General features: G+C 64.1%; 10 protein-coding genes. 1 reads left to right on the forward strand and 9 read right to left on the reverse strand.

The genetic code is table 11. The features are described from left to right. Positions 1 to 2: 2 nt before the first annotated feature. Together CD932_RS06660 and CD932_RS06665 are read right to left on the reverse strand one after the other, a co-directional pair. Positions 3 to 1,043, reverse strand: a complete 1,041-nt coding sequence (locus CD932_RS06660) for a phenylacetaldoxime dehydratase family protein (RefSeq protein WP_094441946.1) — start codon at positions 1,041 to 1,043, stop codon at positions 3 to 5. A 9-nt stretch (positions 1,044 to 1,052) separates the two neighbouring features. Continuing rightward, positions 1,053 to 2,099, reverse strand: coding sequence for a carbon-nitrogen hydrolase family protein (locus tag CD932_RS06665; RefSeq protein WP_094441947.1), 1,047 nt, complete (start codon positions 2,097 to 2,099; stop codon positions 1,053 to 1,055). A 169-nt stretch (positions 2,100 to 2,268) separates the two neighbouring features. Between CD932_RS06665 and CD932_RS06670 the strand changes: the two genes are divergently transcribed. Continuing rightward, positions 2,269 to 3,264, forward strand: coding sequence for a helix-turn-helix domain-containing protein (locus tag CD932_RS06670; RefSeq protein ID WP_094441948.1), 996 nt, complete (start codon positions 2,269 to 2,271; stop codon positions 3,262 to 3,264). Here the strand turns inward: CD932_RS06670 and corA are convergent, their stop codons facing one another. The 7 genes from corA to CD932_RS06705 form a co-directional block, all read right to left on the reverse strand. Beyond that, entirely contained in the window at positions 3,265 to 4,230 is a 966-nt protein-coding gene (gene corA / locus CD932_RS06675; protein ID WP_065309743.1) for a magnesium/cobalt transporter CorA, read from the reverse strand. Between the two features lie 194 nt (positions 4,231 to 4,424). Further along, positions 4,425 to 5,156, reverse strand: coding sequence for a monofunctional biosynthetic peptidoglycan transglycosylase (gene mtgA, locus CD932_RS06680; protein WP_094441949.1), 732 nt, complete (start codon positions 5,154 to 5,156; stop codon positions 4,425 to 4,427). Then, on the reverse strand, positions 5,153 to 6,004 hold the full coding sequence (gene aroE, locus CD932_RS06685; RefSeq protein ID WP_254926490.1) for a shikimate dehydrogenase: 852 nt from the start codon (positions 6,002 to 6,004) through the stop codon (positions 5,153 to 5,155). The genes mtgA and aroE overlap by 4 nt, the downstream gene beginning before the upstream one ends. After that, positions 6,001 to 6,888 (reverse strand): TonB family protein, encoded by an 888-nt coding sequence (locus CD932_RS06690; RefSeq protein ID WP_094441950.1) that lies wholly within the window; start codon positions 6,886 to 6,888, stop codon positions 6,001 to 6,003. The genes aroE and CD932_RS06690 overlap by 4 nt, the downstream gene beginning before the upstream one ends. 374 nt (positions 6,889 to 7,262) lie before the next feature. Then, positions 7,263 to 9,398, reverse strand: coding sequence for a secretion protein HylD (locus CD932_RS06695; RefSeq protein ID WP_094441951.1), 2,136 nt, complete (start codon positions 9,396 to 9,398; stop codon positions 7,263 to 7,265). A gap of 3 nt (positions 9,399 to 9,401) precedes the next feature. Next, a complete protein-coding gene (locus CD932_RS06700; RefSeq protein WP_094443500.1) occupies positions 9,402 to 10,769 on the reverse strand; it encodes an efflux RND transporter periplasmic adaptor subunit in 1,368 nt (455 codons plus the stop codon). Positions 10,770 to 10,793: 24 nt separating this feature from the next. Continuing rightward, positions 10,794 to 14,372: Ig-like domain-containing protein (locus tag CD932_RS06705; RefSeq protein WP_176460898.1), on the reverse strand; the 3,579-nt coding region annotated here is incomplete at its 5' end.

Raw genomic sequence — 14,372 nt, forward strand, 5'->3', positions numbered from 1 at the left:
GGTCAGGCGCCGAGCAAGCCGGTGCGGGGATGGCAATTGATGTATTCGTAGTCTTGTTCATGCGGCTTGAGCACGGCCACCTCGTGGAAGACGCTGAGCTTGAGCTGAAATGCCAGCGCCTGCACCATGCGCAGGAAGGTGCCGAAGATCTCGACGTGGGTCGGGTGGAATTCGGCCCACTGCTCCAGCGCGTCCAGCGAGCGCCAGTGGCTCACGCCGAAGGTCTTCTCCAGCGGCCGGCCAGCGGCGTCGATGTGAGTCATGTAGCGGTTGCTGTAGCAGCCGATCGCGCGGCCCTCGTCGCGCAGAAAATTCATGCCTGCCACCAGCACCGGTGCCATCTGCTCTAGGTACAGCGCACGTTCCTGGCCGTCGGTGGCGCCCCAGTCCTGGCCGGAGCGGATGATGGCCAGGTTGTCGTGGCCGGCCACCCGGAGTCGCCCGGGCGACTCCGGGCGCGCGGCCTGCGCCAGCGCCCCGTCCGGCGCCAGCGCATCGGTCTGCGCCAGGGGGAGGCGGTCGCGCATCGCGCCCCAATACCCATGCTCGCGGATCTCGCCGCTGAGTGAGCCCATCACCACGCCTACGCCTTGCGGATGGTCGGGCGTGTTGAACATCGTTTCGAACTGCGCCACGTGCGGCATGTGGATTTCGCGGAAATATCCGATCCCCTCCTGCAGGCGTGCCGGGTGGTCCCACCAGGCGGCCACGCCTGCGCTCCAGCGCAGATAGGCTTGCGGCGAATCCCAGTAAGCGATGGCGATCATGTTGTCGTAACTCTCGGCGTCGACATAATGGCTCAGGTCGTGGTGACCGGGACCGTCAGCCAGCGTGAAACTGGCAGTGATCAGCGCCAGCGCCCGGCAGGCGGCGCCGTGGAGCTCGCGGCCCAGCGACTGCACGCCGAAATGGGCCATGACCACCTGCGTGACGGCGCCGCCGGCGCGTGCGCTCCAGCACGGATAGTTCGGTTGATATTCGTCGCCGGCCCGGCGGGCCAGCGTGCGGGGGCATTGCAGATGTGGTGCGATAGCCGATTCCATGACGGTTCCTCAGGCGATGCCAGCAGGGTTGATTGCGGTAGTTTCGATATGGGCGCTGTCGTCGCCCGGGCGCTCGATTGGCAAGGAGAAATACTCGACCGGGCGCGCGCGGCGCGGATTCAGCAGCAGCCGCGTGACATCGGGCCGCGCGTAGTGACCGGCCGGGTCGGCCACCGACTTGGCCACGCTGATGGCGTCAAAATCGAGCTCGGCAAACAGCAGCCCTTCCTGGTCCGGCGCCAGCGGCGCGCACAGCGGTGCGCCGTCCGGCCCGTAGATGACGGCGTGGCCGCCACCGGCGTGCAACAACTGGTGCTTGTCGTCGGTATCGCACAGCAGCGCGATCATCTGCGGCGAGACGACTGCGCACGGCGCGATAACGAAGCAGCCGCCCTCAACCGCGTAAATACGGCTCGCTGCGTTGTTGACCTCGGCGCCGAGCGCATGCGCGAACGGATCGTAGATCGAAAAGCTCGGCCAAGCGGCCACGTGGATCTGCTCGTTCTGCGCGTACATCGCGTACTTCGACAGCGGCTGCAGATGCTCCCAGCAGCACAGCGCGCCAAGGCGGCCGATCGCCAGATCGTGCACGGCCAGGTCGCTGCCGTCGCCTTCGCCGAACACGGTGCGCTCGACGTGGGTAGGCTTGAGCTTTCGGCGGCGGGCGATGTCGATGCCATCCGGGCCGATGATCCACTGGCCGATGTACAGCGTAGCGCCGTCGCGTTCGGACAGGCCCATCACCACGTACATCTTGTGCTCGCGGGCGGCGGCACGCAGCCGGTCGGCCGCCGCGCTGTCGTAGCACAGCGACTGCGCCGCGTAGCGGCTGACGAAGCCGCGCATGATGGCCCAGGCCGGCGTGCCGATCCAGGTCCAGAACGGATAGCCGGGCAGCCAGGTTTCCGGAAAAGCGATCAGGCGCGCGCCGCCTTGGGCGGCCTGCGCAATAAGGGCAATGGATTGATCGATGCCGGCCTCGAGGTCAAGGAAGGCCGGCGCCGCCTGGACGGCGGCCACGGTAAGTGGTGCATGGATCGGTGTCGGGTGTGCCATGGTAATCTCCGAAAGAAGGGAAACCCAGTATCTGCGCGGCATGGCGGCCGGTCTTGTCCGTGGCGGAGGCGCAGTTGACTGTAACGGAGATCGCCATGGCAGCAGCCGGTGACGCCATGCTTCTTGCTTGTTAAGCTGTACCAGCCCTTGCGGAAAAGAAAGAGTACCCATGCAAACCGATCCATCGCCCCCCCGCTTGCCAGGCGTCACGCTGATGACAACCAGCGGGCAGCAGCCGCACCACCGCGTCGACTACTGGCGCGAACTGGTCTGCCGGCGTTTCGCCGAGGTGCAGATTGCCTCACGGCTGGGCACGGATTTCTCGGGACGAATGGAAACGCACCAATACGCGTCACTGCGGCTGGCCACGGTGGCGGCCAAGGCGCAATCGGTGGCGCGCGTGGCGCACCACGCACAGACGGAAAACGAAGATTGTTATTTTGCCGTGCTGCTGCTGGCCGGCAGCGAATTTCTGGCACAAGATGGCCGCGAGGCGCGCCTTGGAGCCGGCGACCTGGCCGTGTACGACGCCACCCGTCCTCACAAGCTGATCATGCCGGAAGATTTCACCAAGCTGATCGTACAAATTCCGCGCGCCGCGCTGAGCAGCCGGGTGGGCGGACTGGAGCGAACGATGGCACGCCGCATCGACGGCGCCCAAGGGCCGGGCGCGGTGGCGGCGGCATTTTTCCGTTCGCTGGCGGGCCACTCGACGCAATTCGACGCCGCCCAACGCGAACGCCTGGCCGAGCAGGCGCTCGACATGCTGGCCTTCGCACTCTCGCCCCAACCGAGCACGCTGCCACCGGCGCGCAGCCGCGCCATCACGCTGCTGCGGGTCAAGCAGCATATCGAACGACACCTGGGTGATCCTGCCTTGAGCGGCGAAGTCATCGCCGATGCCGTTGGCCTGTCGTCGCGCTACGTCAACCAGTTATTCGAGGAAGAGGACATCTCGCTGATGCGCTATGTGCTGAAGCGCCGGCTGGAACAATGCCGCGACGAATTCGAGCGTGGCGCCGGCCACGCACAAAGGCTATACGACGTCGCGCTGCGCTGGGGGTTCAACGACCCCTCCCATTTCAGCCGCGCGTTCCGCAAACACTTTGGCGCCGGCCCGCGCGAATTCTGCGGCCTGACCCGGGGGGCACAAAGCGAATCGTGATCACTTCAACCAGCCGCGGTGGCGGAAGTACAGGAAAGGCGCAATCGCGCTGGTAATCATCAAGCCCCAGGCCCACGGATAGCCAAAGGTCCATTCCAGTTCCGGCAAGAACTTGAAGTTCATGCCGTACACGCTGGCGATCAGGGTCGGCGGCAGGAACGCCACGCTGGCCACCGAGAAGATCTTGATGATCTTGTTCTGGTTGATGTTGATGAAACCGACGGTGGCGTCCATCAGAAAGTTGATCTTGTCGAACAGAAAAGAGGTGTGGCCGTCCAGCGATTCGATATCGCGCAAAATCTGGCGCGCTTCCTCGAACTGCTCGGAATTGAGCAAGCGGCCGCGCATCAAAAAGCTGACGGCGCGGCGCGTATCCATCATGTTGCGGCGGATGCGGCCATTCAAGTCTTCCTCGTGGGCGATGGCGTTCAGCGCTTCGGCCGCGTGCGCATCGGTAAATTCCTTTTGCAGCACGCGCGTGCTGACTTCTTCCAGGTTCTGGTAGATGCCCTCCAACACGTCGGCCGAATATTCGGCGTCGGTGGCGTACAGGTCCAGCAGCACGTCCATGTAGTCGGCAATCGAGCCGGGCCGCGAGCGGGCGCGCATGCGCACCAGGCGGAACACGGGCAGGTCGTCCGTATGCATCGAAAACAGGATCTTGCGCGCCAGGATAAAGGCGACCGTGATCACGCGCGAGGGGCCGTCGTCTTCTTCCAGCAGAAAATCGGTGCGCAGATGCAGGTCGCCGTTTTCCGCTTCGTAGTAGCGGGCCGACGCTTCGATATCCTTGACTTCATCCTCACCCGGCAGGGTGACGTTGTAGGTGGCCTTGACCCAGGCCCGTTCATCATCGGTCGGGTCGGTCAGGTCGACCCACACCGGTTCGGCATTTTCAAGGTCTGCGCGGCTGTCGATCGGCACCTGGTTGAGCCGGCCATTCTGTAATACAAAGACATTGATCATGCGCGCTCTCAGCCGGATGTGGGGTTATCGTGTCAGGTGTGGCGCTGGCGCCAGAAATCAAAACAGCGCAAGTGTACTCGCAAAGGCCTTTTGACCACCACCCCCGCGCCTGCCTTTTTCACCGAAATAGTGCGGCGCAGCATCCATACCACGCTTTCTTCATGGCACGCTTGCCTGTCAGGCCACACCTGTCACTATGGCAACTCCGCCGCGCCCATGCGGCGCAGGATCACGCCGGTGCGCCGGTTCAGATACCCCGTATCGCGGTGGCTGTCGTAATAGCGCGGGTTGGGCAGCATCACGGCCAGCTTGGCCGCCTGGCCCGCATTGAGCCTGGCCGCGCTGGTGCGATAGTAATGGCGCGCCGCCGCTTCGGCGCCAAAGGTGCCGCTGCCGAACTCCACCACGTTCAGATAGATTTCAAAGATGCGCTGCTTGTCCATCAGGCTTTCCAGCATATAGGTGATGATCAGTTCCTGGCCCTTGCGCACATAGCTGCGCGAGCCGGACAGGAACAAATTTTTAGCCAGCTGCTGGGTAATGGTCGAGCCGCCCGCCACCACCTTCTGCTTCTTGCTGTTTTTTTCGTACGCCTTTTGCAGGGCGTCCCAGTCCACCCCTTCATGCTCGGAAAAATTGGCGTCTTCCGAGGCGATAATGGCGCGCTTCAGATTGTTCGAGATGCGCTCGTACGGCACCCATATCTGCTGGATATGGGCTTGCGGATTCTTTTCCTGCAAGCTCGACAACTGCTCGCGCATGAAGGCAGTGCTGGTGGGATTATGGTCGACCCACCAGCAGATCTGCAAAAAGAAATACAGCTGCACCACGACAAAGGCCAAAACCGGCACGATGAACAGCCATTTGATCCAGCCATAGCGGCTGGCAGACGCGCCCTTGCGCGCGCCCTTCTTGACCGCCTTCACAGGGCACCGCGCAGCAGCGCCAGCAATTGCCCTGTTTCAGGGCGCACGCCGCGCCACACAAAAAACGCTTCGGCGGCCTGTTCGACCAGCATGCCCAGGCCGTCGCGCACCTGCGCGCCCTGCGCGCTGGCGAACTCCATGAACACGGTCGGCGCGGCGCCATACATCATGTCCAGCGCCAGCGTGTGGCTGCCAAACACGGTGGGCGGCACCGGTGGCAGGTCGCCGGCCAGGCTGGCCGACGTGGCGTTGATGACGATATCGAAGACGCCGTCGGGCTGCTCGAAGCCGCCCGCACGCAAGGTAGCCTGGCCTGCGCCGGCTTGCTGGAATTGCTCGACCAGTGCCTGCGCCGTCGCTACGGTACGGTTGGCAATAAACAATTCTTGAGGTTGCTCCTGCAGCAGCGGCAGCACCACGCCGCGCGCGGCGCCGCCGGCGCCCAGCAGCAGCACGCGCTTGCCCTGTACGTCCACGCCGGCATTGCGCATGATGTCGGCCACCAGGCCGGCGCCATCGGTGTTGTCGCCAAGGATCACGTCGCCATCGAAACGCAGGGTATTGACCGCCCCGGCCGCTTTTGCGCGCGGCGTCAGTTCGGTCGCCAGCGCGCAGGCGTCAAGCTTGAAGGGCACGGTGACATTGGCGCCACGGCCGCCTTCGGCCGCAAAACCGCGCGCCGCCAGCGCAAAACCGTCCAATGGCGCCAGCCGGCGTTCATAGACGATGGCCTCGCCCGTTTGCTCGGCAAAAGCGGCATGAATGGCGGGGGATTTACTGTGGGCAATCGGATTGCCGAACACGCAATAGGCGTCAAGTGCGTCAAGCTCGATATCGTTGGTGCTCAATTGCCGCCGCCTGTGAGGTTAGCTTCCATTTTTTCTTCGCGGGTAAATTTAAATCGGGTAATGACAACCCACAGGTCATCCTTGTCACTCGACAGCATATTCGGAGGAAAGCGCCCGAACGGGGCCGCGCGGCGCACGATGGCAATCGCCGCCGCATCGAGCGCCGGGTTGCCCGAGCTTTTCTCGATGCGGATGCCGCCTTCCTTCTGGTAAATCGTGCCGTCCTGGAAGATCGGGATATAGACCACCAGCTCGCCGTACATCTTGCGGCCATTTTTTTGCGGGAAATTCAGCGTACCGATATCCTCGACCCGTTTTTGCAAGGTCTTGTAATACATGGCATAGCCGACCTCCTGCGTGCTGGGCGTAATAAAAGTCTTGCGCGGCCGCTTGTTCTGGTCTTCCACGGCCTGGCTGATCTCGGCCGCCATGCGCGCAATCGCCTTGCTGCTCTCTAACAAATCCGAGCCGGTCGCCGTCGGGTTGGGCTTGTCTTTTTCCGTCACCGGCGCGGCGCTGTAGGGCGTGGCCTTTTGCGCCTGGGTCAGCAATTCCTGTTGCTTCTGTTCCAGTTCGGTAATCCGGCGCGCGCTGGCCTTGACGCTGTCGCCCTCCTCCACCTTGCGCATGTCCGGCAGCGGCGACTTGGCGCGGCCCTTGTCGGCCTGCCCGCCCCCGTCGAGATTGGCTTGCGCCAGCGCCTCGGCCTTCAAGGGCTGGGCCGCATGCTTGGCGTTGACCAGGATGACTTCCAGGCCAGGATCGGTGGCCACGGCGCGCTGCGGCGCCGGCGCGACAAAATGCACCGCCAGCAAGGCGCCATGCGCCAGCAGCGAGGCGCCGATGGCGACGGCCAGGAAACGATGTTGTTCGATAAGCTTCACGCGGGCAGCAGGTCCGTGACGTCGGGAAAGGGTGAATTTTACGTCAAAGCCGGTGTGGCTCCGGCAGTTTTTGTGCGGGGTGCGGGGTAAAGTTGCAAGCGCCACGCCAGATCAGGCTGCAATCGCTGCCGTCGAATATGGCGACAGCACGCCCCAGCCCAGACTCTTATACAATTTCAGCCCGTCTCCGGTTGCCACCAGCACCCGGCGCGCGCTGCCTGAAACTTGCATGGCACCCAGCGCCGCCATGCCAGGCGCCAAGCAGTTCAGGATTCATCAAATGCACGGTCTTCCCCCATCGCTTGCCATTGATCAGGTCACCATGACGGCGATTGTATCGTGCTCATCGTCAAGCAGACCGATGCCAACCCGTGTCAGAACCCCGCCTCCCGCCACAACATGGCCGCCACGCCGCGCAGCAACCGCGTACCCGGCGCTTCCCAGTCGGCGGCGATCACCACCTTGCCGCGCCAGCTGCGCCCGGCCAGCTCGCCCGATGATTGCGTCACCTTGAAGCTGACGCGATAGACGGCGCGCTCTGGAAACCAGTAGCCCTGCTTTTCGCGCGCCGTCACCGAGCCGCCGTGCTGGGCCGACCATAGGCCGCTGGGCAGGACGTGGGTGGCGTCCTGGTCGATGCCGCTGACCTGCAAGTGCACGAACGGGCCTTCCAGGCCGTCCGGGTAAAAACGTGCACTGTCGCCGACGGCCACGCGGCGCACCGTGTCTTCATCGAGATAGGTGCTCACTTCCTCGCCCTGGTCGCTGACCAGCACGCCCACTCGCTCATTCTTGCCGACCCAGACGCCCGGCGCCAGTTCGCTGTCGATATCGCGCAGGGTGCCGGCGAACGGCGCCACCGGGCGGTAGCGGGCGGCCTGTTCCTTGAGCAGGTCCAGTTTCGCTTCGGCGCTGGCCAGCTGCTCGCGCAGCACCATGCTCTGCGCGCGCTGTTCGACGTCGAAGCCGGCGCCTTCGCTGCGCCAGCGCAGGCTGTCGATCTGTGCTTCCAGTGCCTGGCGCTGGCTGGCGTTTTCCGCCACGGCAAATTGCATCATCACCTCGCCAGGTTTGACCTTGGCGCCGTCGCGCAGCGGCAGCGCGGACAGCATCGCGTGTTCGGGCGCGTGGATGGGGAACACCTCGGCCGGGCGCAGCACGCCGCTCGACTGCACGCGCGTGGGCCAGGGCAGCACGAACAGCAGCACAGCCGCCCCAAGCAGCCAGGCGGTGCGGCGGGTGCGGCGGGTGGTTTTGATCTGCGGCCACAGGGTGCGCCAGACGCGCAGTTCGGTCGCCAGCGGGCGCAGGATGAACCAGCTCATTTCGATTGCAAACAAAAAGATCCCCACCAGTTTGATAAAAAAGTGATACACCAGCACGGCAATGCCGAGGAACAGCGTCAATCGGTACAGCCACACGCCCCAGGCAAACAGAATCAGGCCCCAGTGCCGGCGCGGCGGAAAATATTCGGGCGGCGGCGCACCGAGCCCGAACAGGCGTTCGCGCAGATCCCAGCGCGCCAGCGCAAACGACCTGCCATGCAGGTTGGGCATGTCGAGCCAGTCGGAGACGACAAAGTAGCCGTCGAAGCGCATGAAGGGGCTGGCGTTGATGGCCAGGGTGGCGATCCAGGTGGTGGTCGCCAGCGGAAACACGATGGAGCGCAGCACGCCGTCGGGCAGCACGGCCCAGGCCAGCGAGGACCAGATGGCGATAATGAGTTCGGTCGCCACGCCGGCCGCCGCCACCTGCTGGCGGTGGTGCTTGTTGTTCAGGCGCCAGACATCGTTGGTGTCGGTATACGGCACCGGCCACAGCACCAGGAACGCCAGGCCCATGGTCGGCACGCGGCAGCCGCGCCGCTTGGCCGTGATGGCGTGACCCAGCTCATGCGCGCACTTGACGCCGGCCAGCGCCAGGGCGTAGCAGGCCAGGCCCGTGGGCGTGAAGGTATCCATCAGCATGCTGCCGAGGCGATCCCATTCGCGGTAGATCTGGATGCAGCTCAACACCAGCGCCAGCAGGGTCAGGCGCGCAAAGGTGTTCGAGAACAGCCATTCGAACGAGGGTGCCACGCGCGTCAGCCAGCGGTCCGGCTTGACCAGCGGGATGCGGAAAAACAGGTAGCTGTGCAGCAGTTGCGTATGCCAGGCGCCCTGCTGCGCCTTGTGGCGCGCGGCCATGGTTTTCACGGACGCGAGCGGGTCGGGCTGCAGCAACTGGTTCCGGTCGAGAAAACCGAGCACCGATTCGATCTCGCCGTAGCCGATATCGAGCGCCGTAGCCTGTTCGATATCGCGCAGCACCTGCCGCGGACTGCCCAGCGTCCAGCGCCGCAGCACTTCGAAGGTCAGCCAGTCGATACGGAAGAACTGGTTGCGCACCGGGTCTTCCAGCGTGTAGCTGGGTTCACCGGTGGCCAGCGCCGGGCCGGCGTGCAGGCTCAGTTCTTCGCGCAGCGGCGGCAGGCGCAGCTGTTCGAACTGGTGGGGCAGCAGATTGTCCAAGGATTACAACCCCACCATCTGGCGGATCGCCGCCAGCGGCCGGCGCATGATCCAGTAGGCGGCAGGCACCCAGCGCCCGGTCAGCTTGGCGGTGCCTTTCAGGCCCACGCGGTGTTCGGTGGGACCGTCGAGCGTGGCGCGCACGCGGTAGGCATAGCTGCCATCGGGGCGCGGCAGCGCTTCATACGAGACATAACGCACCCTGGCCGTTACCGGCTGCAGCGGACTGGCACCCAGGTACAAGCTGGTCTCGGCGCCGGCTTCGAGCGGAATCGCGTCGCCCACGCCCAGCCAGGCTTCGACTTCGACGTCTTTCGGCGTGGCGATGCGCATGATGCGCTCGCCCGTCATCACGGGCCGGCCTATCCATTCGCTGGGGTCATCGAACAACGCGATGCCGTCGCGCGGCGCGACGATGCGGGCGCGTTCGGCCTGGCCGTGCAAAAATTCGCTTTCCGCGCGGCGTTCCTCGATCTTGCCCTGCAAGGACGACAGCAGGCCTTTCGACTTGCTGTCGGTCAGCGCCTGCTGCAGCGACTGGCGGTATTCCGCTTCGGCCGTGGCCAGCGCCTGGCTGGCCACCTGGTAGCGGCTATCCAACTGCGCCTGGTCGAAGTCGAGCAATGGATCGCCCTTTTTCACCAGCTGATTCGGCTTCACATGGAAACGTTCGATCACGCCTTCCAGCGGCGAACGGATGGCGGCCGGATTGGCCGGCACCAGTTCACCCGGCGCCAGGATGGTCAGGCGTACTGGAATACAAAGCAGGACCGCCACGCCCAGCGCCACCTGCACCTTGCGCCGGCGCCACCAGGGCAAGGCCGCGCTCTTTTCCTGCGCCATGCGGTTCTTCCAGCGCGACTTGAGCGCAAACGGCGACCATGGCGCCGGTTTCGTGACGGCCGCATAGGCGTGGCGCAAGATGTCGCACCACTGCGTCAGCAGCGAAATGTCATGCTCCAGCCACGGCGTGTCGCGCGCCAGCAGCAAGCCGCCGCGCGCTGCGGCTTGTGCGCCTGCGCCTGCCGGCAGCGGCAGCCACAGGGCGTAGGCCGGCAGCCATTCGGCCCATTGCGTCGCAACGTCGCCATCAAAATCGACGGCCGTCAAGGCGCCGGCCGGTGCGCTGCGGCACAGCAGCTCCAGCCATTGCACATAGGGCGCGTTCGCCTCGATCTGCACCACGCCCGACAGCGCGCACACCTTGCGGTCCTCGAACCACAGCGCCCCCTGGCGATAAGGCGCCAGCGCATGGCTGCCGTTGACGGCCAAAAAATCCAGTTCGACCCGCTCGCCAACATGGCGCGCACGGTGCGCCATGTCGAGCAGCGTTGCCAGCGGATAGTGACTGTCTTGTTGCGTGTTTTCCATCATCTAACCTTGTAATACCTTCACTTACGCCCTGGCCCGATACGCCGCATTCACCGCAGTGGCCTGGCGCAGTTGCTCGCTCAAGCCGCTCTTGCCCATGGCGTTTTTCGCCTGGCCCACGTTGATGCGGAACAGCGCCGTCGCTTCATGACCTTTGATGTCGCGCGCCGTCAGCTTGATGCGCAGTTCGCCCACCAGGCCTGTCGGCACTTCGCCGGTAAACTTGCCGGTCTGCGCATCGAACTGCACCCACGATGGCAGCGGACGGCCATCCTGCATGGTGGCGGCCAGACGCACCACCGCGTCGGACTGGGTATGCACGAAAGCGTCGCTCGGGATCGTCATCACCAGCGCACGGCCACTCTCGGCGTACTGGTCGGGCACGCCCTGGAACAGCATCAGCGCAGGATTTTCCGCCTTTGCCACCACCGTACGGAAGCCGTTGTTGTCGGTGTACAGATCGCTCATTGCGGCGCTGCGGCGATACTCCGCGTTCGACAGGTCGGCGGCGCGAATGCCGCGGCCATCCAACTGTATCGTCGCGTCGCTGCCACCCATGTTGAGTGGCGCGGCAGCGTTGATGCGGGTGTCGACGATGTCCGGCGTCGGCACGAAGATCGGCAGCGGCGGCAAGGCGGCCACCGGCAATGGCGCCGGTGCCTGCGGCGTTTCCACCACCACCGACGCCGGCACGGCAACCGGTTCCGGCGCGATTACCGGCTGCTGCGGCAGCGGCAGCACCGTGAAGTTGACGGCGATGCTGCTTGTGGCCGTGCCATCGCTGGCGCGCACCAGCACCGAGTAGGTGCCGGCGGCGTCGCTGGCCGGCGTGCCGCTGAAGGTACGCGTGGCCGGATCGAACACCAGCCAGGCCGGCAAGGCGCTGCCGTTGGCGAGGGTCGCCGTGTAGTTCAGCGATGCGTTGTCGATATCGGTAAAGGCCGGCACCGCCAGCGCCGGCATGGCCACGCCGGCAGACAAGTTGGCGGGGGTCGGTACGCCGCCAGGCGCGACTGGCGCATCGTTGACCGGGTTGACCGTGATATTGACGGTATAGGTGCTGCTGCCGCCTTTGCCATCGCTGACCGTGTAGCTGAAGCTGTCAGGACCATTGAAATTGGCGGCCGGCGTGTAGACGTAAGTACCGTCGGCATTGACGGTCACCGTGCCATGGGCCGGGTCGCCCGCCTTGGCGTACGTCGCGCTGTCGCCATCGACGTCAACCACCGCCGGCAGGGAACCTGACAGCACCGCGTCTTCGTTCAGCGTCACTGTGGCATTGGAAGCGGTCGGCGCATCGTTGACTGCGGTGACGTTGATCGCCACGGTGTAGGTATTGCTGCCGCCTTTGCCATCATTGACCGTATAGGTAAAGCTGTCGGCGCCGTTGTAGTCGGTCGCTGGCGTGTAGGTATAGGTGCCATCAGCCTTGACCACCACCGTGCCGTGGGCGGGGTCGCTGCCCTTGCCGTAAGTAAGCTTGTCGCCATCGACATCGGTGGCCACTGGCAGGGTGCCGGTCTTGGCCGTGTCTTCTGCCGTGGTAATGGTCGTGCCGCTGCCTATTGGCGCATCGTTGACCGCAGTGACGTTGATCGCCACCGTGTAGGTGTTCGAACCACCCTGGCCGTCGCTGACCGTATAGGTAAAGCTGTCGGCGCCGTTGTAGTCCTTCGCCGGCGTGTAGACGTAGCTGCCGTTGGCGTTGACCACCACCGTGCCATGAACAGGGTCGCTGCCCTTGCCGTAGGTGAGCTTGTCGCCATCGACATCGGTGGCCACTGGCAGGGTGCCGGTCTTGACCGTGTCTTCTGCCGTGGTGATCGTCGTGCCGCTGCCCACTGGCGCGTCATTGACAGGCGTGACCGTGATTGCCACCGTGTAAGTATTGCTGCCGCCCTGGCCGTCATTGACGGTGTAGCTAAAACTGTCGACGCCGTTGTAGTCGGCCACTGGCGTGTAGACATAAGTACCATCTGCATTGATGGTGACTGCGCCATGCGACGGATCAGTTGCTTTCACATAGGTGACCGTGTCCTTGTCGACATCGATGACCACTGGCAAGGTGCCGGTCTTGACCGTGTCTTCGGCCGTGGTAATCGTCGTGCCGCTGCCCACTGGCGCGTCATTGACCGGCGTGACCGTGATCACCACCGCGTAAGTATTGCTGCCGCCCTGGCCGTCATTGACGGTATAGCTAAAGCTGTCGGCGCCGTTGTAGTCGGCCGCTGGGGTGTAGACATAAGTACCATCGGCATTGATGATGACTGCGCCATGCGACGGATCAGTTGCTTTCACATACATGACCGTGTCCTTGTCGACATCGGTGGCCACTGGCAAGGTGCCGGTCTTGACCGTGTCTTCGGCCGTGGTGATCGTCGTGCCGCTGCCCACTGGCGCATCGTTGACCGCAGTGATGTTGATCGCCACCGTGTAGGTGTTCGAACCACCCTGGCCGTCGCTGACCGTATAGGTAAAGCTGTCGGCGCCGTTGTAGTTTGCCGCTGGCGTGTAGACGTAGCTGCCATTGATGTTGACCACCACCGTGCCGTGGGCAGGGTCGCTTCCCTTGCCGTAGGTCAGCTTGTCGCCATCGATGTCCGTTGCCACCGGCAGGATGCCGGTCTTGACCGTGTCTTCAGCCGTGGTAATCGTCGTGCCGCTGCCCACCGGCGCGTCATTGATCGGCGTGACCGTGATGCCTACCGTGTAGGTGTTCGCGCCACCCTTGCCGTCGCTGACGGTATAGCTAAAGCTGTCGGCGCCGTTATAGTCGGCCACTGGGGTGTAGACATAAGTACCATCGGCATTGATGGTGACTGCGCCATGCGACGGATCAGTTGCTTTCACATACGTGACCGTGTCCTTGTCGACATCGGTGGCCACTGGCAGGGTGCCGGTCTTGACCGTGTCTTCGGCCGTGGTAATCGTCGTGCCGCTGCCCACCGGTGCATCGTTGACCGGCGTGACCGTGATGCCTACCGTGTAGGTGTTCGCGCCACCCTTGCCGTCGCTGACGGTATAGCTAAAGCTGTCGGCGCCGTTATAGTCGGCCACTGGGGTGTAGACATAAGTACCATCGGCATTGATGGTGACTGCGCCATGCGACGGATCAGTTGCTTTCACATACGTGACCGTGTCCTTGTCGACATCGGTGGCCACTGGCAGGGTGCCGGTCTTGACCGTGTCTTCGGCCGTGGTAATCGTCGTGCCGCTGCCCACCGGTGCATCGTTGACCGGCGTGACCGTGATGCCTACCGTGTAGGTGTTCGCGCCACCCTTGCCGTCGCTGACGGTATAGCTAAAGCTGTCGGCGCCGTTGTAGTCGATCGCTGGCGTGTAGGTATAGGTGCCATCAGCCTTGACCACCACCGTGCCGTGGGCGGGGTCGCTACCCTTGCCGTAGGTCAGCGTATCGCCATCGACATCGGTGGCCACTGGCAAGGTGCCGGTCTTGACCGTGTCTTCTGCCGTGGTGATCGTCGTGCCGCTGCCCACTGGCGCATCGTTGACCGCAGTGATGTTGATCGCCACCGTGTAGGTGTTCGAACCACCCTGGCCGTCGCTGACCGTATAGGTAAAGCTGTCGGCGCCGTTGTAGTG

The organism is Janthinobacterium sp. PC23-8 (assembly GCF_002250505.1).
In the GTDB taxonomy this organism is placed as follows: Bacteria; Pseudomonadota; Gammaproteobacteria; order Burkholderiales; family Burkholderiaceae_D; genus Janthinobacterium.

Excerpts from the sequence above, each read along its gene's own strand:
- CD932_RS06670 (WP_094441948.1), top strand. The coding sequence starts at position 2,269 with ATGCAAACCGATCCATCGCCCCCCCGCTTGCCAGGCGTCACGCTGATG.
- CD932_RS06665 (WP_094441947.1), bottom strand. The coding sequence starts at position 2,099 with ATGGCACACCCGACACCGATCCATGCACCACTTACCGTGGCCGCCGTC.
- corA (WP_065309743.1), bottom strand. The coding sequence starts at position 4,230 with ATGATCAATGTCTTTGTATTACAGAATGGCCGGCTCAACCAGGTGCCG.
- CD932_RS06700 (WP_094443500.1), bottom strand. The coding sequence starts at position 10,769 with ATGGAAAACACGCAACAAGACAGTCACTATCCGCTGGCAACGCTGCTC.
- CD932_RS06660 (WP_094441946.1), bottom strand. The coding sequence starts at position 1,043 with ATGGAATCGGCTATCGCACCACATCTGCAATGCCCCCGCACGCTGGCC.